The organism is Pararhizobium antarcticum (assembly GCF_001885585.1).
GTDB classification, from domain to species: domain Bacteria; phylum Pseudomonadota; class Alphaproteobacteria; order Rhizobiales; family Rhizobiaceae; genus Pararhizobium; species Pararhizobium antarcticum.
On record NZ_LSRP01000094.1, the window covers coordinates 1 to 24228 of the forward strand.

Here is a 24228-nt window from a genome sequence, read left to right on the forward strand (position 1 = left end):
GCCTTATTCACAATCTGGCCTTGTTATGATTTTCCCGAAACGCTCGGGAATGTCGTCATTTTCTGACAAAAAAAGATACCCGGCCTCTCGACCGGGTATCGCGAATGCACATTGCAGGTGACGTCAGGCCGCGCGGTAGCTCCGGCCGGCCGGCACGTCGGCTTCCAGTCTGAACTGATCGACCAGCATCATCAGCGTGTCCGCCTGATTGGCGAGCTGGCGGCTGGCAGAGGTTGCCTCGTCCACCATAGTCGCATTCTGCTGCGTCATCTGATCCATCTGGTTGACCGAGCCATTGACCTCATGCAGCGCCGTTGCCTGGTCGCGGCTGGCGGTTGCAATCATTTCGACATGGGTGCTGACTGCGACGATCTGCTGGCTGATTGACGCGAGCACGGCGCCGGTTTCCTGAACAAGCAACGACCCGGAACTGACCTCGTTGGTCGACTTGTTGATCAGATCCTTGATCTCGCGGGCGGCACCGGCCGAACGCTGCGCCAGTTCGCGCACTTCCTGGGCAACGACGGCAAAGCCCTTGCCTGCATCACCGGCGCGCGCCGCTTCGATACCGGCATTGAGCGCCAGAAGGTTGGTCTGGAAGGCGATCTCGTCGATGACTTCGATGATCTGCTCGATCTGGCGCGAGGCATCCTCGATGCGGCCCATGGCGGAAATCGCATTGGAGACGACGGTGGCCGAGCTGTCGGCGCTCTTCTTGGTTTGGGCAACGGCCTGGTTGGCCTCATGGGCGCGCTCGGCGGACGACCGAACCGTCACCGTGATCTCGTCGACGGCTGCGGCTGTTTCCTCGAGTGACGCTGCCTGGGCTTCCGTCCGCTTGGAAAGCTGGTCTGCTGAGCTGTGAAGATCGTTGCCGTTCTGCTGGATCGCCAGCGCGTTGTTGCGGATCTGGACCAGCGTATCCTGCAGGCGCACCAGAGAACCGTTGAAATCCATACGCAACTGTTCGAGGCGACCACTGAATGGCGTATCGATCTGGCGCGACAGGTCACCCTGCGCCAGACGACCAAGACCGGCGGCAAGTTCGCTCACGGCAAAGTCGATCTGCCTGTCGATCTCGCGCTTTTCAGCGTCGTTGCGGAGCCGCTCTTCCTCAGCCTGGGCGCGCTGTTCCCCACTTTCGGTTTCCATACGCACCTTCGACAGGGCATTTTCCTTGAAGACACCCAGGGCGCGCGCCATGTCGCCGATTTCATCGCGACGGGAATCGCCTTCGATGTTGGTGTCGAGTGCGCCGTCGGCAAGGCCACGCATGGCGGCCGTGATACGGCCGATCGGGCCCTTCAGCGTCAGCACCAGCGCCCCGCCGGCGACCAGTGCGATCAACACGCCGCCAATCGTTGCGGCAACCGAGATCGTGTTGGCTTCCTGGCGTTCTGCGCCGGCACTTTGCTTCTGATCTTCGGCAAACTCGCTCAGTTCGCCCCAGATCGTATCGATCGAAGCGGCGGCGGCGGTGAAATCCGCTGCACGGTCCCGGCTGAGCGTGACCAGGGCAGCGCTGTCTTCGTCCATCTTGCTGATGGCTGGCAACAGGGTCTCTGATATCCTGTCAAAGAAGGTCAGGCCGCTGGCGCTGCCCTTCAGCGCATCCATGTCGCCCTGAACGATTTTCAGTTCGCTCAAAAGCTTTTCGCGATTTTCTGCAGTGGTGTCGCCCAGGAAGCGCGCCGCGACGATCTGGATGGAGAAAACCGAATTGACGAGCTTGCGTGTCGCAACGAGAACGGCTTCAGATTTGATGATCGGCTCGTCCAGTTCGCCGAAAATGCGCGTTGCTTCCCGCATCTTTTCGCCGGCTGCCGTCTGCAGCTGAATACTGACCTGGCGGAAACGCGAAACCAGACGGCCGACATTCGGCGCGTTGACTTCGGGCGTATCCGTCGATCCAAGCAGAGCGAGAATCTCGGTGCCGGTCTTCGAAATCGTGTCGCCCACCGATTTCTGGCTTTTCGGCAGCACGGTGACGATCGAACGCTGTGTCTTGGTGATGAACGGATACCGTTCCTTGACCAGCTTCAGCTTGTCCTCGGGGGCCTTCGCCTTGGCAAAGTCCGCGACGAATTCGGCAAAAAACTTGCTGCCATTGGTGAGACGGTCGGCTTCGCGCAGCATGCTCTTGGCCGCGTTCTCGTCCTGGCGCACCGAGCGCTGAAGCTTTGTGGCCTCTTCGAGGATCTTCATCTGCTCGCCGGCCATGAAATTCAGATTCTTGGTCATCGCGCTACGCAGGGACTGCTCGCCGACATAGAGCTGCCAGAGGCCATCCATCTTGGTTTCGATGTCGCTCGTCTGGGTCGATGCCGCCGCCAGCTTGCTGGTATCGACGCCCTCGCCGACACCGGCCATTGTATCGGCCAGCACCGCCTTCTGGGCCGAAAGACGGGCATAGACCTCGTCGCGGCTCTTTTCGCTGGTGCTCTGCAGAAACGCGTTCATGCCGGCATAGACGTCCTTGAAACCGCTGAGCGACTGCAGGACGCTGTTGGAAATCTCCATCCGTCCCTGCAGGAGGCCCGACGCATAAAGACCCGTGATGCCAACAGCGCAGATGCTGACGACAAACGGAAAGATGAACAGAAGCACCTTGGTCTGAATTTTGAATCGGGCAAGAATCTTGTCGATGAACATGAACGCACCTTGGCTCGCAGCCGGACGCGTCCCCCGGCCTGAAAACAGGCCTCCCCGAACACAGCACGGCGAATGTTATGATGGAAACATGCGGAAGGAAGCCGCGAGCCTGCCAGGCAATCATTGCATGATCCTGCGTCATTCATGGCGCAAATCACGGCAGGCTTCTTTGAAGATAGATCTTCAGTTGGAAACTTTAATATTTACATAAATGCGATCTAATCGTTTCGCATAATCCAATTTGACCGAAGGATTGCTGGCGTCGGCGAACCGCACCGCGTCACCATCATCGACCGTGTTCACAATCGAACAGGCAATAGCAAAATTTAGGGGATGGACTGGCTCTGAGACGCCAGCGGATGGCAGCCGCGCTTGCAACCACAACCGCCGCAGCGTTACCGGGCGGTGGACATACGATCCTAGCCTAGCCTAGCCTAGCCTAGCCTGGACTAGCTCGCCTGGCCTAGAAGGACAATACCGATGGCAGGGCCACGATGGCCGCAACGGCAAAAAGGGCAAGGAGCGTCAGCGTCAGGGCGATGGCCTTGCGGCTGCGACTTTCGTCCGCACGGGTAATTGCGATGGCACGGGCGGTAGCACGACGACTGTTACGGTTCATGGCTTCCTGTCCTTCAGACAATTGGCAACAATAGACCCGGTTGGTTCCAACCGCCAGCCCGGATCGGGTTCGAACGCCATCATGGCCAGAAATAAACAGCAAAACAGCTGATATATTGTCGCAACCCGCGTCTTATCCTGTGCCTTGGCCGGATTTTACCGGTGAAAGACAGCGTCTCGCATATCCCTTAACAATCGCTGAAGGCAATGCGACTGTATCGACAGACGCTCAGGCCGCCTGCCCGGCCGAATAGCCGGAGGCCCAGGCCCACTGGAAATTATAACCGCCGAGCCAGCCGGTGACGTCGACGCATTCCCCGATGAAAAACAGCCCCGGAACATCCCTGGCCTGCATGCTGCGGGAATCCAGCGCGCGGGTGTCGATCCCGCCAAGGGTGACTTCGGCCGTGCGGTAGCCCTCTGATCCGGCGGGGCGGATCGTCCAGTCGCGAATGCCAATGCACAGGGCATCCAGCGCCTTGTCCGAGAGATCGGCCAGCGACCTGTGGGCAAGGCCTGATTTTTCGACGAAGAACTGGGCAAGCCGCTTCGGCATCTGCTCGGCCAGCGCCGTCTGTGCGGCCTGCCGGCCATTGACCTTGCGGGCGGTCTTCAACGCGGCCAGCAGATCGATCTCCGGCAGGAGGTGCAGGTGGACATCGCCCCCTTCGCGCCAGAAAGAGGATATCTGCAGGATCGACGGACCGCTAAGCCCCCGATGCGTCATCAGCAGGGCTTCCCGAAACGTGGTCTTGCCACTTTTGGCTTCGGCATCGACAGCGACACCGGCCAGATCCTTCAAGCTCTCGAGCAGGCCCGGATCGAGCGTCAGCGGCACGAGACCGGGGCGGGTTTCGACGAGCGGCAGGCCGAATTCCTCGGCGATCCCGTAGGCAAAGCCGGTGGCCCCCATCTTCGGGATGGACTTGCCGCCGGTGGCAATCACCAGCGCTGCGCTGTCGATCGGCCCTTCGCTGGTCATGGTGCGAAAACCGGTCGGCGTCCTTTCGACAGAGGCGACCGAAATGCCGAGCCGCAGCGCCACGCCGGCGTCCCTCATCTCCGTCAGCAGCATGCGGATGATGTCCTTGGCGCTGTCGTCGCAGAACAGCTGGCCCAGCGTCTTTTCATGCCAGGCAATGCCGTGGCGCTCGACGAGATCGATGAAGTCGCGGGGCGTATAGCGCGCCAGTGCCGATTTGCAGAAATGCGGATTGTCCGACAGGAAATTCTTCGGGCTGGCGTGGATGTTGGTAAAGTTGCAGCGGCCGCCGCCGGAGATGCGGATCTTTTCGCCCGGCGCCTTGGCATGATCAACGACCACGACACGGCGACCGCGCTTGCCTGCCTCGATCGCGCACATCATGCCGGCGGCACCTGCACCGATGATCACCACGTCCTGTCTGTCGGCCAAATCCGTTTCCTTTTTTACCCTTCCTTCCGCCAGTGCGGACGAAAGTCAATTCCAAGGGCAGGCCCGGCAGGCCAAATACAGCCTGTACGGGATTGAATCTAAGGGTTTTCACCCTAGCCAATTGGCAAACTCCGGCTATGATGGCCGCATCCGAACCCAAAACCGGTGATTTATGCCCCCAAAAAGAACCATTGCCCAACAAACAACGAAAACCAGCAAGAGTTCAAAAATACCCGCCGCCCTGCAATCGCCACGCGGTGTCAAGACCTGGAAGGAAGCCACCGAGTGGCTGAAAATCCGGGGTATCGAGGATATCGAGTGCATTACGCCGGATATTGCCGGCGTTCCACGCGGCAAGATGATGCCGTCCTCGAAGTTCACGTCGAACACCTCGCTGGCTCTGCCCTCGGCAATCTACCGCCATACGATTTCCGGCGAATATCCCGAAGAGACGGGTGAGTTCCGCTATGATGCCCGCGACAGCGACATCAAGCTGGTCCCTGATCTTTCCACCCTTTCCGTCGTTCCCTGGGAAAGCGACCCGACGGCGCAGGTGATCTGCGACATCGCCGGCTCCAAGGGCGAGGACGTTCCCTACACGCCGCGCAATGTTTTGAAGAACGTGCTCAAGCTCTACACAGCAAAAGGCTGGAAGCCGGTCGTGGCGCCCGAGATCGAATTCTATCTCGTTGCCAAGAACGAGGACCCGGACTACCCGCTGCATCCGCCGAAAGGCCGCTCGGGCCGTGCCATCCAGGGTGGCCAGGGCTACTCGATCGCCGGCGTCAACGAGTTCGACGAACTGATCGACGATATCTACCATTTCTCGGAAAAGCAGGGCCTCGAGATTGACACGCTGATCCATGAAGAGGGCCCGGCGCAGCTCGAGATCAACCTGCGGCATGGCGATCCGATCGAACTGGCCGACCAGGTCTTCATGTTCAAGCGCACGATCCGCGAAGCGGCGCTAAAGCACGGCATCTATGCCACATTCATGGCCAAGCCGATGCAGGCGCAGGCGGGCTCCGCCATGCACATCCATCAGTCGGTGATCGAGATCAATACCGGCCGCAACCTGTTTTCCAATGCCGATGGCTCGGCCTCGAAGGAATTCTTCGCCTTCATCGGCGGCATGCAGAAATACGTGCCGAAGGCGCTGTCGATGATGGCGCCCTATGTGAACTCCTATCGCCGACTGACGCCGGACATGTCCGCGCCCGTCAACAATGCCTGGGGTTACGACAACCGCACCACGGCGTTCCGCGTGCCGGTGTCGGAACCCATCGCGCGGCGCGTCGAAAACCGCCTGCCGAGTTCAGATGCCAATCCCTATCTGGCACTGGCCGCGTCGCTCGGCTGCGGCTATCTCGGCATGATGCAGGGCCTCGAGCCGTCAGCACCGGCGGAAGACACCGTCAACGGCGGCACGATCGATCTGCCACGCGGTCTTCTGGAGGCGATCTCGCTTCTGGAATCCGAGCCGGCATTCCGCGAGATCTTCAGTGCCGAATTCATCGCCATCTATGGCGGCGTCAAGCGCGGCGAGTTCGAAACCTTCATGCAGGTGATCAGTCCCTGGGAACGGGAATACCTGCTTCTCAATGTCTGACCGGAAAGGCGCCGCCATGCCGTGGCAAAGCCCGATCTCGCCAGGAATTTCCTGGTACGAGGCGAACACAGTCGAGCGTCCGGATTATCCGGCGCTCTCCGGCTCGGTGCAGACGGATGTCGCTATTGTCGGCGGCGGGTTCACCGGGCTGCAGGCTGCCTTCAATCTCGCCCGCAACGGTGTGCGCGTGACGCTGATCGATGCCTGTCGCTTTGGCGATGGCGCATCGGGCCGCAATGGCGGCCAGCTCGGCAGCGGCCAGCGCTGGTGGCCGGAAGAATTCGAGGGCACGCTGGGCTACGAGCGCTCGAAAGCGCTGTTCGACATGGCGGAAAACGCCAAGCGGCACCTGCTGGATTTTGCTCAAGCGCATGCGATCGACATCGAATATGTGCAGGGACACCTGTCGGTCTCCCACAAGACCGGCATGGAAAAAGACTACCAGGCCAATGCCGAGATCGCGGCGACCCGGTACGACTATCCGCACCTGCATTTCATGGATGGCACGGAGACGGCCGAGCGGCTGGGCTCCCGCTTCTACAAATACGGCGTGCGCGACAACGGCACCGGCCATATCCAGCCAATGAAACTGCTTGTCGGTCTGGCGAAGCAGGCAGCCCTTGCCGGAGCGGCCCTTCACGAGCAGACCAAGGCGCTGAAAATCGAAACCGCCTCCGGCAAGGTCGTCATCAAGACGGACAAGGGCACGATCACCGCCGACCGCGCCCTGATTGCCTGCAATGGTCATATCGGCAATCTCGAACCGGTGACGGCGGGCCATGTCATGCCGATCCGCTCCTTCATCGGCGCCACCAAGGTTCTCGTCGATCACCCCGGCGTCCTGCCTGGCGGCGAATCAGTTGCCGATTCGCGCTTCGTCGTCCGCTATTTCCGCAAATCGCAGGACGGACGCCTGCTGTTCGGCGGGCGCGAGGCCTACACGGCCGACAATCCCGCCGACATTTCCAATCATATCCGGCGGCAGATCACCGAGATCTACCCGGAGCTTGCCAATATAGAGATGACCCATTCCTGGGGCGGATCCGTCGGCATCACCATGCCGCGCCAGCCCTTCGTGCGGCAGGTCATGCCGGGCGTCACATCCATCGGCGGTTATTCCGGCCACGGCGTCATGCTGTCCAACTATTGCGGCAAGCTTTATGCCGACATGGTGCTGGGCAAGCCGACAGAGCTGGAGCTTTTCCGGGACCTGAACATCAACGGATTTCCGGGCGGCGCGCGGTTCCGGCCGGTACTCCTGTTCCTGGCTCTCAGCTGGTATGCCCTGCGCGATAAATTCTGAGAGCAACCATCGTCTGCATTTTGTTGCGTCGCACCATGCAAGATATGGATTTTACGGGCAATCCCGGTAAAATCCGAATCTGCCTCACCGAAAAAGCGAGCGCGGGATGCAGTCGAAAAACCGATTCACACTTTTCCTCATCCCGCTCTAGCGATTTTAAATCGATTAGATTATAAACCTCTCCGAACAGAACGAGATCGAGATTTCTCATGAGCAGCCAGATCATCCCCGTCGAACCCTTTGATTATGTGGTTTTCGGAGGCACCGGCGACCTTGCCGAACGCAAACTGCTACCCGCGCTCTACCATCGCCAGCTGGATGGCCAGCTGAGTGATCCGACGCGCATTATCGGGGCATCGCGCAGCGCGCTGAGCCACGCGGAATACCGCAAGTTTGCGACCGATGCCTTGAAGGAACACCTGAAGAAGGGCGAGTATGACGAGGCCCAGGTGAAGATCTTCACCGATCGGCTTTTCTACATCTCTGTCGATGCCAAGTCCGATCAGGGCTGGGACAAGCTGAAAACATTGCTCGATGAAGCCAAAGATCGGGTGCGCGCCTTCTACCTCGCCGTCGCGCCCGGTATTTTCGGCGACATCTCGGAGAAGATCCGCGATCACAAGCTGATCACCAAGACGACGCGGATCGTCGTCGAGAAGCCGATCGGCCGCGACCTCGCCTCGGCGCTCGAACTCAACGACACGATCGGCAAGGTCTTCAAGGAAGAGCAGATCTTCCGCATCGATCATTATCTCGGCAAGGAAACCGTGCAGAACCTGATGGCGCTGCGCTTTGCCAACACGCTTTACGAGCCGCTGTGGAACTCTGCCTATATCGATCACATCCAGATCACGGTGGCCGAATCCGTCGGTCTCGAAAGCCGGGCCGGCTATTACGACAAGGCCGGTGCGCTGCGCGACATGGTGCAGAACCATATTCTCCAGCTTCTCTGCCTGGTGGCCATGGAAGTGCCGCCGTCGATGAATGCCGAAGCCGTGCGCGACGAGAAGCTCAAGGTTCTGCGCGCGCTGAAGCCGATCAATCCCAGCAATGTCGAGAAAATGACCGTGCGCGGCCAGTACAAGGCCGGTGCATCGGCCGGCGGTGCCGTCAAGGGCTATCTCGAGGAACTCGAGGGCGGCGTTTCCAACACAGAAACCTTCGTCGCCATCAAGGCGGAGGTCGACAACTGGCGCTGGGCCGGCGTGCCGTTCTACATCCGCACCGGCAAGCGCATGGCCGGCCGCATGTCGGAAATCGTCATTTCCTTCAAGCCCATCCCGCATTCGATCTTCGACGACGCTGCCGGCCGCATCGAGGCCAACCAGCTGATCATCCGCCTGCAGCCGGACGAAGGCGTCAAGCAGTCGCTGATGATCAAGGATCCTGGTCCTGGCGGCATGCGCCTGCGCAATGTCTCGCTCGACATGACCTTTGCAGAAGCCTTCAATGCCCGCAGTGCCGATGCCTATGAGCGGCTGCTGCTCGACGTTGTCCGCAACAACCAGACACTGTTCATGCGGCGCGACGAGGTCGAGGCGGCATGGCGCTGGGTCGATCCGATCCTGAAGTCATGGGAAGCGGTGGGCCAGAAGGTCCAGAACTACACCGCAGGCACCTGGGGCCCAAGCCAGGCCATCGCGCTGATCGAGCGTGACGGCCGGACCTGGCACGAAGTCATCTGAGGGCGGTGCGATGACGAATGAGATGCACACATTCGACAATGGATCGGCCCTTGCACAGGGGCTTGCCGGAGCGGTCAGCACCGCGCTCAGCGCCGCCATCGCCAAGCGTGGGACGGCCAGCCTTGCCGTCTCCGGCGGATCCACGCCAAAAGCCTTCTTCAAGGCGCTGTCGCAGTCGGCCATTGCGTGGAACAAGGTGTCGGTGACCCTTGTCGACGAACGTTTCGTCGCCCCCGACAGCGATCGCTCGAACGAGCGGCTCGTGAAAGACAATCTTTTGATCGATGCTGCCGCGTCGGCCCTGTTCGAGCCGCTGTATTATCCGACGCCAACGGCCGAGAACGCCGCGGCGACCGCGACGAAACAGACGGCGGCGATCTGTTCGCCCTTCGATGTCGTCATTCTCGGCATGGGGACCGATGGCCACACCGCCTCGTTCTTTCCGGGCGGCTCACGGCTGGCGGAAGCGCTTGACGTCGGCACGCCACGGGGCGTGATGACGATGGAAGCGGATGGCGCCGGCGAACCGCGGCTGACCTTTACGTTTTCAAGCCTTCAGGATGCCGGAATGCTCGTGCTTCATATCGAGGGCAACGGAAAGAAGGATGTGCTTGCCAGGGCGCAGGCGGATGGCGAGGAGGCAGAAATGCCGATCCGGGCCGTGTTGCGCCGGGCAAAATCACCGCTGCAGATTTACTGGGCTCCCTGATCGGAGCCAGGGCGACAAGCCCGACCGCACCGAAGACGAACTTGACAGAGGAGCCTTGAGGGCTCCGGAACAGGATGTCCCATGTCCGCTGATTCCCGCATTGCCGCCATCACCGCCCGCATCGTCGAGCGCTCGAAGCCCTACCGCGAACCTTATCTGGCCCGCGTCCGTGCTGCCGCCTCCAAGAACGTTACCCGTTCCGTGCTCGGTTGCGGCAATCTTGCCCATGGCTTTGCCGTCTGTTCCCCCGCCGAGAAGGTCGCCCTTGCCGGCGATCAGGTGCCGAACCTCGGCATCATCACCTCCTATAATGACATGCTCTCCGCCCACCAGCCGTTCGAGACCTATCCGGCACTGATCCGCCAGGCAGCCCACGAAGCCGGCGGCGTGGCGCAGGTGGCTGGCGGTGTGCCGGCCATGTGCGACGGCGTCACGCAAGGGCAACCGGGCATGGAACTGTCGCTGTTTTCGCGCGACCTGATCGCCATGTCGGCCGGCGTCGGCCTGTCGCACAACATGTTCGACACAACCGTCTATCTGGGCGTCTGCGACAAGATCGTGCCCGGGCTGATGATCGCCGCCATGACCTTCGGCCATCTGCCTGCGGTGTTCATCCCGGCCGGCCCGATGACCACCGGCCTGCCGAATGATGAAAAAGCGCGGGTCCGCCAGCTCTTTGCCGAAGGCAAGATCGGCCGCGACGAATTGCTCGAAGCGGAATCGAAGTCCTATCACGGCCCGGGCACCTGCACCTTCTACGGCACGGCCAATTCCAACCAGATGCTGATGGAGATCATGGGCTTTCACCTGCCCGGCGCCTCCTTCATCAATCCCGGCACCCCCCTGCGCGATGCCCTGACCAGGGAAGCCACCAAACGCGCGCTTGCGATTACCGCACTCGGCAACGAATTCACGCCGGCCGGCGAGATGATCGACGAACGCTCGATCGTCAACGGCGTTGTCGGCCTGCATGCAACGGGCGGCTCGACCAACCACACCATGCACCTCGTCGCCATGGCCCGCTCGGCCGGGATCGCGCTGACCTGGCAGGATATTTCGGAATTGTCCGATACCATCCCGCTTCTGGCCCGCGTCTACCCGAACGGCCTTGCCGACGTGAACCATTTCCACGCTGCCGGCGGCATGGGCTACCTGATCAGCCAGCTTCTGAAACACGGCCTGCTGCACGACGATGTGCGCACCGTCTTCGGCCAGGGCCTGTCGTCCTATGCGATCGACGTGAAGCTTGGCGAAAACGGTACGGTCGCGCGCGAACCGGCACCCGTCCACAGCCATGATCCCAAGGTCCTGTCGACCGTCGAGCACCCCTTTCAGCAATCCGGCGGATTGAAGATGCTGACCGGCAATCTCGGCAAGGCAGTCATCAAGATTTCGGCCGTCAAGCCGGAGCGTCACGTCATCGAGGCACCGGCCAAGATCTTCCACGACCAGACGGAAATGCAGACAGCCTTCAAGGACGGCAAGCTGGAAGGTGATTTCATCGCCGTCGTGCGCTTCCAGGGGCCGAAGGCCAATGGCATGCCGGAGCTGCACAAGCTGACGACGGTTCTGGGCATTCTGCAGGACCGCGGCCAGAAGGTCGCCCTGATCACCGATGGCCGCATGTCCGGCGCATCCGGCAAAGTCCCGTCGGCCATCCACATGACACCCGAAGCCATGGAAGGCGGACCGATCGCCAGGATTCGTGAAGGCGACATGATCCGCCTCGACGCGACGAGCGGCACGATCCAGGTGATCATCGATGCGGCGGAATTTGCCGCCCGTGCGCCCGCTGAAGCCGATCTCTCGGCGAACGAATTCGGCATGGGCCGCGAACTCTTCGCCCCCTTCCGCGCCGCCGTCGGCACGGCAGACCAGGGCGCCAGCGTGTTTTTTCATTGACGAGTGATCGATGGCTTTTCCGCACCCTCGCTTCCGGACTTCGATCCGGGAGTGCTGTTTAACGCAATGGTCCCGGCGGCATGTCGTCGCGACCGTCGTAACGCGCCACTTCCAGCGAGAAAACATCGATATTATCGATGCACCGAGCATTCAGCGAGACGCGATTGTTCGAATATCCGCTTCGCATGATAGCGACGCTACATGTCGGGCAGAAATGATGACCTTCGCTCACGGCACGCCAGACATAGGTCGATAACACGCGTTTTTCATCAACAAGCCGTACCTGGTGCTCTGCGACTTTCCAATGCAGGAAGCCGGAACGACGGCAGGTCGAACAGTTGCATTCGACAAGATCCGCGAGATCCGCGTCAACCTCCAGGCGGATATTTCCACAATGACATGAAAGGCGATAGGGACGCTGCATCGAGGCTCATGTCCGTTGGCTGGCGCGCCAATCAAACCGTCAACTGAAACAGCAGTCAACCCGTCCATTCGTGGCGATTAGAAACATTTGGCCCTCTCACCCGTATATATCCAGCGTCAGGTTGCGATGTTTGGGATGGGTGCTGTAGACGAAGATGCGTTTCATATCGCGTTCAGTCATCAGGCGCAGGAAGCGGGCCTCGACGACATTGTTGATGTGGACGCGCTTGACGACGCAGCCGATCATGCCGATGCGGGCGCTTGGGACGTCGAGGTAGAAATTTGGCGGCAGCCGGAATTGGGTGGCGATACCCAGCACGACGCTGCTTCTGGAAATCTGCAGGATTTCGCAGCGCCGCGAACTGAGGTTGGTCATGCCTTTTTCGGTGTATTCTATGCGGGCATCGTTGCGCGTCTCCTCCATCGGGAAACTGACTTCCCGATCATACATGAAGGATTCTTCCCGGCTGAGATATGTCGGCTTTTCGCCCGCAATCTGGCTCGCCATCGCTCTGCGCACCTCTTCTTCAACGTTTCCGGCACGCTAGCAGGAGAGCCTTAAAGGACGGTGTCGCAAATGGCGTTCACCGCAAAAAAAATCGCCGGGTCGCTTTTCAGCGAAAACACCGGCGGTCTTCAGGTTGTGACTGTTCAGGCGCGGTAGCTCTGGCCTTCGGCGTTGAACATGTGCAGCTTGGTCTTGTCGCCGGTAAAGCGCACTTGCTGTCCACGTTTGATATCGAGAATTCCGGGCAGTTTGGCGATGATCGGCTGGCCGTCGACCAGTCCCTCGATATAGAGCAAGGTCACCTCGCCCAGCGCCTCGACGATGGCGACCGTTCCCTCGAAGAGAAAATTGTCGTCGGTGGCGATCTGCAGGTCTTCCGGGCGGATGCCGAAGCTCGCCGTCTTGCCATTGTCGGAAGCGGGCGTTGCAATATCCAGCGTCACGGACTTGCCACCCGTCAGGGTAACCGTCGTCTGCGGGCCGGCGGCCGTGATCTTGGCCGGGATGACATTCATCGCCGGCGAGCCGATGAACTGCGCGACGAACAGGTTTGCGGGACGCTCGTAGAGTTCGAGCGGCGGGCCGACCTGCTCGATATGGCCGCCGGACAGAACCACGATGCGGTCCGCCAGCGTCATCGCCTCGACCTGGTCATGGGTGACGTAGATCATCGTCGTATCCGGCATGGATTCGCCGAGCCTCGCGATCTCGATGCGGGTCGCGACGCGCAGCGCGGCATCGAGGTTCGACAGGGGTTCATCGAACAGGAAGACCTTCGGATCGCGGCAGATGGCACGGCCGATGGCAACGCGCTGGCGCTGACCGCCGGAGAGCGCTTTCGGCAGTCGGTCGAGATATTGGGTCAGTTGCAGGATATCGGCGGCGGCGCGAACGCGGCGGTCGATTTCTTCCTTGCCTTCCTTTGCGATGCGCATGCCGAAGGCCATGTTGTCGTAAACGGTCATATGCGGATAGAGCGCATAGGACTGGAAGACCATGGCGATGCCGCGCTGCGAGGGCGGCACATCGTTGACGAGCCGATCGGCGATATACATCTCGCCGCCGGTGATTTCCTCCAGGCCGGCAATCATGCGCAGCAGCGTTGACTTTCCGCAGCCGGAGGGACCGACGAACACGATAAACTCGCCCTGCTTGATATCAAGGTCGATGCCATGAATGACATCCACCGCGCCATAGGACTTGCGGATATTCTTCAGTTGCAGGCCTGCCATGTCATCCTCCCCATTCATTCCGTTGTTCTTCGTCCGTCACCCGCCATGCGGCCGGTCCGGCACCTTTATGTCAGTCGGGCGAAAAATCCGCTCCACGCCGGCAGCGTGATGGTCTCGCCGTTCAGCGCAGACTGAAAACCATGGCCATCCAAGGTCTCCATCTGCTCCGGCGGCCGCGTGGTCGTCACGGTATCCTGGCTCATATTGTAGAGGCAGAAGACCTGTTCGTTTCCATGACTGCGCACGAAGCCGAGCAGCGGCGCCTCATAGGCCCTGAACGCGATCTCGCCCTTGGCAAAGGCCGCATGCTCGCGGCGGAAGGCCAGAAAGCGGCGGTAATGATGCAGGACCGAGGCACTGTCGGCCTCCTGTACGGAAACCGCCCGCGGCAGATGCGCAGGTGCCACCGGCAACCAGGTTCTTCCCTCGCCGAAGCCGCCATTGACGGCCTTGTCGTCCCAGACCATCGGCGTGCGACAACCGTCGCGGCCCTTGAAATCAGGCCAGAACTGAATGCCATAGGGGTCCTGGAGATCCTCGAAAGCGACATCGGCTTCCGTCAGTCCCAGTTCCTCGCCCTGATAGATGCAGACCGAACCGCGCAGCGTCATCAGCAGGCTGGCGAGAAATTTTGCATAGGCATCGAGATCGGTGATCCCCTGCCCCCAGCGGCTGACATGGCGAACGACATCGTGGTTGGAAAAAGCCCAGCAGGCCCAGCCTTCCGGTGCGGCACGCTCGAAATCGTGCTGGACTTCGGCGACACGGGCCGGCGTCAGCGGATCGGGCGCCAGGAATTCGAAGGCGTAGCACATGTGCATCTTGTCGCCGCCGGAGGTGTATTGCCCGGCGATCTCAAGACCGATCTGGCTGTCGCCAACCTCGCCGACGGCTGCGATCGCCGGAAACTCGTTCATCACCGCGCGGAACCGCTTGAGGAATTCGAGGTTTTCCGGGCGGTTCTTGTCGTAGAGATGCTCCTGGTAGTTATAGGGGTTTACGGCCGGTGCCGTATTGGCATTGCGCCGCTCGGGGGCCAGCGCCGGATTGTCGCGCAGGTCCTTGTCGTGGAAATAGAAGTTGATCGTATCCAGCCGGAAACCGTCGACGCCGCGCTCGAGCCAGAAGCGCTCCACCGACAGCAGCGCCTCCTGAACCTCGGTATTGTGCAGGTTCAGGTCCGGCTGCGAGGTCAGGAAATTGTGCATGTAATATTGCAGCCGGGTCGGGTCCCATTGCCAGGCCGAACCGCCGAAGATCGACATCCAGTTGTTGGGTGGCGTGCCGTCCGGTTTCGAATCGGCCCAGACATACCAGTCGGACTTCGGATTGAAGCGGCTGGACCGGCTTTCCTTGAACCAGGGATGCTGGTCGGAGGTATGCGAGAGCACCAGGTCGATCATCACGCGGATGCCGAGGCTATGCGCCTGCGCGATCATTGCATCGAAATCGGCGAGGTCGCCGAACAGTGCGTCGATGCCCTTATAGTCGGAGACGTCGTAGCCGAAGTCCTTCATCGGCGAGGTGAAGAACGGCGAGACCCAGATCGCATCGACACCGAGCGAGGCAATGTAAGGCAGGCGTGCGGTGATCCCCTTGAGATCGCCGACGCCGTCGCCATTGGTGTCCTGGTAGGAGCGCGGATAGATCTGGTAGATCACCGCCCCCCTCCACCAGTCCCGGTCGGCCTTCAGGATGGAAGCCTCAGTCGCAGTCATTGAAGTGTCCCGTATGTTCATTTCAAAAGCACTCTGGAGTTGCCCCGTCCTACTTCACCGAGCCGGCCAGGAGGCCACGGACGAGGAAGCGCTGGAGGCTGAAGAAGACGATCAGCGGCACGATGATCGTGACGAAGGCGGATGCGGTGAGGATTTCCCAATTGCCACCGCGCGAGCCGAGCAGGTTGACGAGACGCCCGGTCAGGACCAGTTCCTCATTGCCGGCGCCCAGGAAGACCATGGCGACAAGCAGGTCGTTCCAGGTCCACAGGAACTGGAAGATGGCAAACGAGGCGAGCGCCGGGAAGGACAGCGGCAGGATGATCTTGACGAAGATGTCGAAATCGCTGGCGCCATCGACGCGGGCCGATTCCATGATTTCGCGAGGAAGCCCGACCATGTAGTTGCGCAAAAGATAGATCGCCAGCGGCAGGCCGAAACCCATATGCGCCAGCCAGATGCCGACATAGGTCTTGGCCGGCACGCCGAGGAACATGCCGACGCCATTGTAGAGCTTGAGCAGCGGGATCAGCGACATCTGCAGCGGCACGACGAGAAGACCGACGACCACCGCCACCAGGATGGCGCGGCCGGGAAATTTCATCCAGGCGAGCGCATAGGCGGCAAAGGCCGCGACGAGGATCGGGATGATCGTCGAGGGAATAGCGACCGTCAGCGAATTGATGAAGGACGCGCCGATGCCGGCAGCGGCAAAGACTTCACGATAGTTGTCGAAGGTGAAACGCGACGGTACGGTCGCCTGATAGAAGATGCGCTGGCCGCGCGTGCCTTCCATCGCCGTGTCGGAGACGATCTCATAGGAACCATCGACCTGCACCGTCAGCTTTTCGCCGCCATTGAGATCGGCGGTCTGGCCGGGCTCGAAGTCACCCGGCTTCAGGCTGGACGAACCGAAGGCCGCCACTTCGCCGGCACCGCCCTCCAGCACATTGCCTGCAATAACGAACTTGCCGTCCTTTTCCACCTGCGTGTCGGGACCGGGCGCACGGAACACAAGGTTCTGGGTGCTATCCGCAAGCGATGTCCACCAGCCGGAAACAGCGAGCTGGTCCTTGTCGCGCAAGGAGGAGATGAGAAGGCCGGCCGTGGGCAGGGTCCAGAGGATGACCAGAAGGGCAACGGACAGGTGGACGACCCAGGTGAGGGGTGAGCGGGACGAAGCAATCATCTCAATGGCCCTCCATTTCCTTGTTTGCGTTGCGGATGTTCCAAACCATGATCGGAACGACCAGAACCATGATGACCAGCGCGATGGCCGCGCCGCGGCCAAAATCGCCGCCGCCGCGGAACATCCAGTCAAACATCAGATTGGCGAGCACCTGGCTCTGCCACTGGCCGTTGGTCATCGCGAGAACAATGTCGAAGACCTTGAGCACCGTGATGGTGATCGTCGTCCAGACGACAGCGATCGTGCCCCAGATCTGCGGGATCATGATCTTGAAGAAGATCTGCAGGCCGTTGGCACCATCGATGACGGCAGCCTCGACCGTTTCCTCGGGAATACCGCGCAGCGCTGCCGACAGGATGACCATGGCAAACCCGGTCTGGATCCAGATCAGGATGACCATCAGGAAAAAATTGTTCCAGAAGGGAAGCGTCACCCAGGCCTCCGGCGAACCGCCGAAATAGACCACAAGCGCATTCAGGATGCCGATCTGCTCGGTCCCCTCCGGGCGATAGTCATAGATGAACTTCCAGATGACCGAAGCGCCGACGAAGGAGATCGCCATCGGCATGAAGATCAGCGTTTTTGCGATATTGCCCCACCAGATGCGATCGGTCAGCGCTGCGATGATCAGCCCGAAAAAGGTGGCCAGCGCCGGAACGACCAGCAGCCACAGGAAATTGTTGAAGATCGATTGGCGGAACTCACCGTCGTTGAACATCCAGATGAAATTCCGGAAACCGACGAACTCGATGCCGCTCCTGCCGTGGAAGGAAAGGCGGATGGATTCGATTACGGGATAAACGAGATAAACTGTCAGCGTGATGAGCGCAGGCCCGAGAAAGAGCCAGGGGCGGATTGCATTGGTCAGGCGCAGATTGCGCGACGCCTGCGGACCGGACAGGCCCTTGGAAGGCAACAACCGGTCAAGAATGAAATTGGTTCCGAAGAAATAGAGAGCGCAAGCAAGAACGCCCGCGATCATCGTCAGAACGGCAAAAAACAGCTGCTGCATGGCACCTTCCTCCCCAGGAATGCGCGGATTTCCACCGCCCCTTGCGCACATGCCGGATGTTGGATCATCCTTGGAGGCGCGCTCGCCGTGTTTCAAATGCCTGAAAGAAGCCGCGCTCTGGTCAGCGGCGACAGGCCATGTCCATGTTTTCGTTTGCGCTACCCCCGAGCCCAGGAAGGTCGGGAGTAGCCTTTGCCACCGGATCAGTTCCGGTTTGTTACTTGATGGCGTCCCATGCCTTCTGGATACCGCCGGCCACGTCTTCGGACGACTTGCCGCCGACATAGTCGATCATGCCGGTCCAGAACGCGCCTGCACCGATCTTGCCCGGCATCAGGTCCGACCCGTCAAAGCGGAAGGTCGTTGCGTTCAGCAGGATTTCGCCCTGCTTCTTCATCGGGCCATTGGCATAGGCATCCTGGTTGACCGTCTTCAGCGGCGTCAGGAAGCTGGACTGCGCCATCCAGACCTCATGCGCGATCGGCGTCTGCAGGAATGCGATGAAGGCGCGCGAAGCCGGCGTGTCCTTGGTGATCATGGCAAGCGTGCCGGCACCGAGAACAGGATTGCCGAGATCCGGCTTGCTGGCATAAGGCGGCATGTAGAAGAAGTCCGCATCCTCGCCGACAACGGTGCCTTCCGGGAAGAACGACGGAACGAAGGAGGCCTGGTGGTGCAGGTAGCACTTCGGCGGCGACGAGAAGAGACCCTTCGGACTGTCGCGGAAGTCGGAGGAGGAAACGGCTGCAGCACCGCCCGCCACGAACTTGTCGTTCTTGGCAAACCAGCCGAACTCGTCGATGGCACCGGTGACGGCAGCATCGGAGAACGGGATCGCATTGGTGACCCACTTGTCATAGGTGTCGGCCGGCTGCGTGCGCAGCATCATGTCTTCGACCCAGTCGGTTGCCGGCCAGCCGGTGGCGCCGCCCGAACCTAGACCGATGCACCAAGGCGTGCCGCCATCGGCGACGATCTTCTCGGTCAGCGCCTTGAGATCTTCCATGGTCTTTGGCACTTCATAGCCGGCATCCTCGAAGTTCTCCGGGACATACCAGACCAGCGACTTCACGTCGATCTTGTAGGGGAAGGCGTAGAGAGCTGCCGTGCCGTCCTTGCCCTTGTAGGTCGAGAGATCGACCCAGGACTGGCCAGCGGCATAGTTTTCGAGAAGCCATTTCTGGGTTTCGTCGCCGAGTGGCACCAGGTACCCCTTGGAAGCGAGGTCGGCGATCAGGCCCGGCTGCGGCAGGACGGCGACATCCGGCGGGCTGCCAGCCTGCGTATCGATGACGATCTGCTGCTCGTAGTTTTCCGAAGACGAATACTTGACGTCAACGCCGGTGGCATCGCGGAAATAATCGAGCACGGATTCGACCAGCGTCTGGTCCTCGCCACGCCATGGGCCGAAGATGGTCAGCGTCTGACCCTTGAGGTCATGACCCTTTTTGAATTCCTCGTAGCTTGCCCAATTGAACTTGGCGTCCTCGCCCGGCTTGAACTTGAGTTCCGCCGCCTGCGTCGCTCCGGCCATCAATGCCAGCGCTGCCACACCCATTACCAATGATCTTTTCACGTCATTTTCCTCCCTGAAGGCCCGCTCTTGACGGAGGCGGGCAGAATATCAATACGCGCAAAATTCAAAGCGCTTTGAAGTTGCTAACAAACCATTGCAGAGGGGGGGTCGTCAAGAGATTTCCTTTTTGCGACGCAAAGCGCCGAAATTGAATGCAATGCAGCGCATTTTTGCACCGCAACCAGGCCTATTCTTCTTTGAGAGCATGAAAGCCGGTGCTACAGAACGAGAGGCGAAATGCATAAAACGACAGAAATCAATAAAAAATCAAAGCGCTTTGGGAGACTGCGCACTGCATGGGCGTGAATCTGAAACAACTGTCGGAGATGCTCGGACTGTCGCAGACGACCGTCAGCCGCGCGCTGAACGGCTATCCTGAGGTCAACGCCGAAACCCGGCAGCGCGTGCTGAAGGCCGTGCAAACAACAGGATACCGGCCCAACCGGGCGGCACAGAGGCTGGCTACGGGCCGCGCCGGTTCCATCGGCCTTGTCATGCCGATTGCAGCCGGCATTGATTCCGACGTGCACTTCGGTGAATTCCTCGCCGGCCTTGCAGAGGAATCCGTCAAGCACGATTTTCATTTTGTCCTCAATCCAAGCGCGCCCGAAGACGAGGAAGCAACGTTCCAGCGCCTTGCCGCCAGCGGTAATGTCGATGCGCTGTTCCTCGCCTATATGCGGGCCAGCGATCCCAGAATCTCGATCCTGAAGTCCTTATCCATCCCCTTTCTCGTGCATGGTCGCACGCTGGATGGGCCGGCGGACTATCCCTTTCTCGACATCGACAATACCGGCGCCTTCTACGATGCCACCCGGCTGCTGATACAGCTTGGGCATACACGCATGGCGCTGCTCAACGGCCCGGACTATCTGGCGTTCTCTCAACGACGAAAAAAGGGAATGCTGCGGGCTCTTTCAGAACGCGGGCTTTCGCTCGACGATCGGCTGGTGAACCATTCCTTCATGACCGATGAACACGGCTATCGCAGCATGCAGCGCTTTCTGGTCCAGGACAATCCGCCGACGGCGGTGCTCTGTTCCTCGACGGTTCTTGCGCTTGGCGCCGTTCGCGCGATCAACCGCGCCGGCCTGCAGATCGGCAAGGATATATCGCTGATCGCCCATGACGACGTTTTGCCGATGCTGAAGCCGGAAAATTTTACCGTGCCTTTGACCACGACGCGCTCGTCGCTGCGGGCGGCCGGCACGCGCATCGCCGCCCGGCTGATTTCCCGCATCCTGAAAACGGCTGATTACCCCGACCAGGAACTCTGGCGCACCGAGCTGATCGTGCGCGCCTCAACAGGTCCGGCACCGCGCGTCTGAAGCGTGCGGCACCTGGCTTCGAAGGGCAAATCCTAGAATTTCGGCGCCTTGCGTCCGGCCTTGCGATAGGCGGCAATCACCGTGTTGGCCATCAGCATGGCGATCGTCATCGGACCGACGCCGCCCGGCACCGGGGTGATGACGCCAGCCACCGCAGCACATTCGGCAAAGGCGACATCGCCGACCATGCGGGTCTTGCCCTCGCCCTTTTCCGGCGCGGCAATCCGGTTGATGCCGACGTCGATCACGGTGGCTCCCGGCTTGACCCAATCTGCCTTGACCATTTCGGCGCGACCGACGGCCGCGACCAGAATATCGGCATTGCGGCAGACGGCAGCGAGATCCCTGGTGCGGGAATGGGCAATCGTCACGGTCGCATTGGCAGCCAGCAACAATTGCGCCATCGGCTTGCCGAACAGGTTCGAGCGGCCGATGACTACGGCGTTGAGACCCGACAGGTCATCGCCATGCACGCGGCGCACGAAGACCATCGAACCCGCCGGCGTGCAGGAGACAAGGCCGCCTTCGAGATCGCCCGTCGCCAGTTTTCCGGCATTGACGACGTGCAGGCCATCGACGTCCTTTTCCGGCAGGATCGACTGGATGATCGGTTCGGAATTCAGATGCCTGGGCAGAGGCAGCTGGACAAGAATACCGTGCAGGGCGGGATCGGCATTGAGCGTCGAGACCAAGGCCGCCAGCTCTTCCTGCGACGTGTCCTGCGAGAGCGTATGCTGAACGGAGGTGAATCCGCATTCCTTGGCCATCCGGCTCTTCGACGAGACATAGGCATGGCTGGCCGGATCATTGCCGACGATCACGACCGCAAGGCCGGTCTTGACGCCATTTTCCTTCAGAAGGACCTCCGATGCCGCCTTGACGGCCGCGATCACGGATCCTGCCACTTCCTTGCCATCAATCACGGTCGCCAAGGCACTTCTCCCGATGTTTGTCTTTTGTTCAGCCACTGTAGTTTTCACTGGATAGCACGATGGCCTCAATGCGTCCTATGCTGTCCAGATTGAATTAATTCAAGCCTGTCCGGCCTGACCACGGTCACGCATGGCAGAGAACGTCATTTTCCGTGCGCAAGGCAAGTCTGTCGGGAATGCGCGACGACCCCGGACAATCCGGCATGCAAGGCCAAGGCTGCAAGCTTGTGTTTCAGCGGCGTCCAGTGCCGGTCCGCTGGCTGGCATAATGCTCGACCCTTGAGCGCAAGGCGCGAAGATCGTCACGGACCTGCGAAACCCCGTTGTCCTGCGGCTCGGCATGATCGAAACCGTGTTGCGCGGCGCCGCGGGCCGCCAGTGCCGCCTGTTCATGGTGTGGTGACGGCATGGCGGCGCGGATGACAGGCTGGCGGCGGATCGGAGCTTCGGGCGTTTCGTCGACGATGTAACGCGGGCGATCGGGTTCGCGGTCACCACGCGGCGGATCCTGTTCCGGGACATCGGACGAACGGCGGGAAAGCTCGATCGCATGGCGCATGCTCTTGTAAAGGCCGAGAAGAACGCCGAGACCGAGACCGGCCATCAGCCCGACCATCAGCCCGCCGATGGCAATCAGCTTGCGCGATGGGCCTCCCGGCTGCAAGGGTGGCTCTGCCGAGGAAATCACGCGGATGTTCTTCGAGGTCAGCTTTTCTTCCTGCCCGGTTTCACTGGCCCGCTTCAGGAATGATTCGTAGATCGACCGGGTTGCGGCGGCCTTGCGCTCAAGCTCGCGCAATTCGACGAAGCCCTGCGACGAATTCACCTGACGCGACTTCTGCACAGCCAACTGGCGGACCAGGTCCTGCTCGGTGCGTTTTGCGCGCTCCAGTTCCGTCTTGGTAGTGGCCGCGACACGGCGCAGTTCGTTGCCGATCTCGGTACGGGACACTTCGAGCGACTGGGCCGCTGCAAGCCTTTGCGGATGGCGTGGCCCAAGGGTGGCTTCAAGCGCGCCAAGCTGTGCCCGCGCGGAGGAATATTGCTTGCGCAATTCGGCAAGCGTTGCTGAGCCCAGTTCCTCCGGATAGGCACCGCTCAGCACGTCATTCAGCTGGATCTTGGTCGCGACATCGGCCTTTGCCTGCGCGTCTGCGATGCGGCTGCGGACGATGCCGACCTGGTCGTTCAGGGCCAGCAGCTGCTTGTCCGAGATTAGCTCGCCCGATGCGCCGATGATATCGTTGTCGGCCTTGTATTTCTCGACCGCGTTTTCGGCCTTGTCCAGCTCCGTGCGCAGGTCCGCAAGCCGGCTGGCGAGCGCTGCTGTGGTGCGCTGGAAAAATCCGGACTGGGCTGCCGTTTCCTCGTTGAGAAAGGTTGCAACGATGCGATTGGCGATCAGCGCCGATTTTGCCGGATCCCGGGTTTGGACCTCGATGGCGACGATGAAGGTTTTCGGATCGCGCGAGACGGTGACGGCTTCGCTGAGCTTCTCCAGCGTCCGCGCGCTGACGCCCGCAGCCACGGCCGGTGCAGGCTGCGCATTGCCCCCGGAGACGAGATCTTTGATGACGCCGATGCCGGTCGACATGTTTCCGCCGCTGCCTGCAGGAGTGCCGAATTCGGCATCGCGCTCAAGGCCGAGATCGGACGCAACCTTTTCAAGCACGGTTCGCGACCGAAGCACTTCCAACTGGCTATCGACGAGCGCCAGGATGGCCTCCGTTGCGAGGCTTGCCTTGGAGAGATCGGAATCCGTCAGGCGAATTTCGCGCGGATCGACATAGAGTTTGCTTTCCGCAGTATAGAGGCTCGGGGTCGCCATGGCGAGAAGGACACCACCAACAGCGCCGAGCACGGTCGTCGCCAGGATGACATTGCGCAACTGCCAGACGGAACCGGCGATGATGCCGATGTCGATCAGCGGCCGCTCTCTGTCAGAGCCTGCGCCATGGTCAGGCTCGTAGGCAAATGCATCGGCCCCGGCAGAAGCGTGCGACTTTGCCTGATGGGGCGGGGCGGTGTTCTCGACGAAGACCGGCTGACGGGCGGCGCCCGGTGCCGGCTCGCCGTTCAGCCAGCGGGTCAACCGATTGCCGGAAGCGGTTTTTCCTGGAGGCGGGCCAGCGTCTTCGGTGGATTGCAGGCGACGTTCCGCAACGGCGGCGGCGGCGTTTGCTAGAGGGCGGAAATCCGATGCCCGGGCACGCGCAGGGCGGTGCGTGGCTGGCTTTTCAGCTTCGCTCGACAGGCGGTCAAGCATGGAGCCCGTGCGGACAGCCCTGCCCTCGCCCGGCGCAAGGTCGAGCAGGGAACGGCGGGGAACAGGCCGTTTTTTATCTACCGGATCAAACATCAAAGGCCCTGCATGCGCTCAAACAGCGCGAAAGTTTTCAAATGTGAAGACAAGCTAAG

General features: G+C 60.8%; 18 protein-coding genes. 6 read left to right on the forward strand and 12 right to left on the reverse strand.

Annotation, left to right across the window (positions count from 1 at the left end; all coding sequences use genetic code 11):
• Positions 1-123 precede the first annotated feature (123 nt).
• From AX760_RS15065 to AX760_RS15070, 3 genes are all read right to left on the reverse strand, one after another.
• On the reverse strand, positions 124-2652 hold the full coding sequence (locus AX760_RS15065; protein WP_071833751.1) for a methyl-accepting chemotaxis protein: 2529 nt from the start codon (positions 2650-2652) through the stop codon (positions 124-126).
• A 463-nt stretch (positions 2653-3115) separates the two neighbouring features.
• Complete coding sequence (locus AX760_RS27235) at positions 3116-3271, reverse strand: hypothetical protein (RefSeq protein WP_175552070.1); 156 nt, start codon at positions 3269-3271, stop codon at positions 3116-3118.
• Positions 3272-3499: 228 nt separating this feature from the next.
• Positions 3500-4684, reverse strand: coding sequence for a BaiN/RdsA family NAD(P)/FAD-dependent oxidoreductase (locus AX760_RS15070; protein WP_071833752.1), 1185 nt, complete (start codon positions 4682-4684; stop codon positions 3500-3502).
• 172 nt (positions 4685-4856) lie between these two features.
• Between AX760_RS15070 and AX760_RS15075 the strand changes: the two genes are divergently transcribed.
• The 5 genes from AX760_RS15075 (at position 4857) to edd (ending at position 11892) form a co-directional block, all read left to right on the forward strand.
• Positions 4857-6293, forward strand: coding sequence for a glutamine synthetase family protein (locus tag AX760_RS15075; protein WP_071833753.1), 1437 nt, complete (start codon positions 4857-4859; stop codon positions 6291-6293).
• 16 nt (positions 6294-6309) lie between these two features.
• Complete coding sequence (locus AX760_RS15080; RefSeq protein ID WP_071833754.1) at positions 6310-7596, forward strand: NAD(P)/FAD-dependent oxidoreductase; 1287 nt, start codon at positions 6310-6312, stop codon at positions 7594-7596.
• A 209-nt stretch (positions 7597-7805) separates the two neighbouring features.
• Positions 7806-9281 carry a glucose-6-phosphate dehydrogenase gene (zwf, locus tag AX760_RS15085; RefSeq protein ID WP_071833755.1) on the forward strand — a complete coding sequence of 492 codons (1476 nt, stop codon included), beginning with the start codon at positions 7806-7808 and terminating at the stop codon, positions 9279-9281.
• 10 nt (positions 9282-9291) lie between these two features.
• A complete protein-coding gene (gene pgl, locus AX760_RS15090) occupies positions 9292-9990 on the forward strand; it encodes a 6-phosphogluconolactonase (RefSeq protein ID WP_071833756.1) in 699 nt (232 codons plus the stop codon).
• A gap of 81 nt (positions 9991-10071) precedes the next feature.
• On the forward strand, positions 10072-11892 hold the full coding sequence (gene edd / locus AX760_RS15095; protein WP_071833757.1) for a phosphogluconate dehydratase: 1821 nt from the start codon (positions 10072-10074) through the stop codon (positions 11890-11892).
• Positions 11893-11950: 58 nt separating this feature from the next.
• Here edd and AX760_RS15100 read toward each other — a convergent pair whose 3' ends face one another.
• From AX760_RS15100 to AX760_RS15130, 7 genes are all read right to left on the reverse strand, one after another.
• The gene (locus tag AX760_RS15100; protein WP_071833758.1) at positions 11951-12316 is read right to left on the reverse strand and encodes a GFA family protein; all 366 of its coding nucleotides are present in this window, start codon (positions 12314-12316) and stop codon (positions 11951-11953) included.
• 96 nt (positions 12317-12412) lie between these two features.
• The gene (locus tag AX760_RS15105) at positions 12413-12823 is read right to left on the reverse strand and encodes a hypothetical protein (RefSeq protein WP_087149264.1); all 411 of its coding nucleotides are present in this window, start codon (positions 12821-12823) and stop codon (positions 12413-12415) included.
• A 143-nt stretch (positions 12824-12966) separates the two neighbouring features.
• The gene (locus AX760_RS15110; RefSeq protein WP_071833759.1) at positions 12967-14055 is read right to left on the reverse strand and encodes an ABC transporter ATP-binding protein; all 1089 of its coding nucleotides are present in this window, start codon (positions 14053-14055) and stop codon (positions 12967-12969) included.
• Positions 14056-14120: 65 nt separating this feature from the next.
• Complete coding sequence (gene bglA, locus AX760_RS15115; RefSeq protein WP_071833760.1) at positions 14121-15773, reverse strand: beta-galactosidase BglA; 1653 nt, start codon at positions 15771-15773, stop codon at positions 14121-14123.
• A 49-nt stretch (positions 15774-15822) separates the two neighbouring features.
• Complete coding sequence (locus tag AX760_RS15120) at positions 15823-16962, reverse strand: carbohydrate ABC transporter permease (RefSeq protein WP_071833761.1); 1140 nt, start codon at positions 16960-16962, stop codon at positions 15823-15825.
• Position 16963: 1 nt separating this feature from the next.
• Positions 16964-17974: a carbohydrate ABC transporter permease gene (locus tag AX760_RS15125; protein ID WP_071833762.1), complete on the reverse strand. Its 1011-nt coding sequence runs from the start codon at positions 17972-17974 to the stop codon at positions 16964-16966.
• A 217-nt stretch (positions 17975-18191) separates the two neighbouring features.
• Entirely contained in the window at positions 18192-19550 is a 1359-nt protein-coding gene (locus AX760_RS15130) for an ABC transporter substrate-binding protein (RefSeq protein ID WP_071833763.1), read from the reverse strand.
• 296 nt (positions 19551-19846) lie between these two features.
• On the opposite strand from AX760_RS15130, the gene AX760_RS15135 reads away from it, so the two are divergent.
• Entirely contained in the window at positions 19847-20878 is a 1032-nt protein-coding gene (locus AX760_RS15135) for a substrate-binding domain-containing protein (RefSeq protein ID WP_071833764.1), read from the forward strand.
• Between the two features lie 32 nt (positions 20879-20910).
• On the opposite strand, the gene AX760_RS15140 is transcribed toward AX760_RS15135, so the two are convergent.
• Positions 20911-21810, reverse strand: coding sequence for a bifunctional methylenetetrahydrofolate dehydrogenase/methenyltetrahydrofolate cyclohydrolase (locus AX760_RS15140; RefSeq protein WP_071833765.1), 900 nt, complete (start codon positions 21808-21810; stop codon positions 20911-20913).
• A 232-nt stretch (positions 21811-22042) separates the two neighbouring features.
• Entirely contained in the window at positions 22043-24169 is a 2127-nt protein-coding gene (locus AX760_RS15145; protein ID WP_071833766.1) for a GumC family protein, read from the reverse strand.
• Between the last annotated feature and the right edge of the window lie 59 nt (positions 24170-24228).